This is a genomic window from Hymenobacter terrigena (assembly GCF_054776515.1).
This window is the reverse complement of record NZ_BAAHBU010000019.1, coordinates 1-584: the sequence shown is the minus strand read 5'-3', so window position 1 is coordinate 584 and position 584 is coordinate 1. Positions and strand designations below refer to the sequence as shown.

Below are 584 nucleotides of genomic sequence, written 5' to 3'. Positions count from 1 at the left end.
GATGGCGTACCGGGACACCAGATCGTCCGGCAGTTCGCGGCCCGACCACCGCCGCAACGGCTTGACGACCGTCTCCTCGTAGGCCTTGGCGTCGAAGGGAAGCATGGTCAGCTCGACACGGTGAGCGCGGAAACCCGGTTCGTGGCTTCGACGACCTCCTCGCTGGACAGCACACTCACCCGCACCTGGATGTGCAGGCTCTTCCCGGTGGAGGGTTCGGTGGCGTCCACGGTGAGCAGGCCCTCGTTGTCCACGGTCATCTCGATGTGCACCGGAGAACCGATCGGCAGCGGCGGCAGCCCGTCGATCACGCCGGCCCCGTCGGTGAGCGGGGTCGAGTTGCCCGCGGTCATGGTGCCGTCCCGGCCGCCAAAGGCCGGCTTGAGCTTCGCGAGCTTTTCCGCCGTGGAGTCCGGGCGGAGGTTCTGGTCCCGGGACAGCTTGAGGAAGGGCGTGAGCAGGTCGTCGAAGAAGCCGCGGTCGTAGGCGGCGGCGAGCCGCTGGTGGCTGGCCGCCGCCAGCTCGTCCTGCGCCTCGCGCGGGATGCCCCACTCCTTGGCGGTCAGCGCGGCGTGCTCACCCAT

At 69.5% G+C, this 584-nt stretch carries 1 protein-coding gene; it reads right to left on the bottom strand.

The window, feature by feature from the left end; translation table 11 throughout:
- Positions 1-107 precede the first annotated feature (107 nt).
- Positions 108-584 (bottom strand): thiolase family protein (locus tag ACYU7Q_RS21875; protein WP_460611581.1); only part of this gene is annotated, 477 nt, incomplete at its 5' end.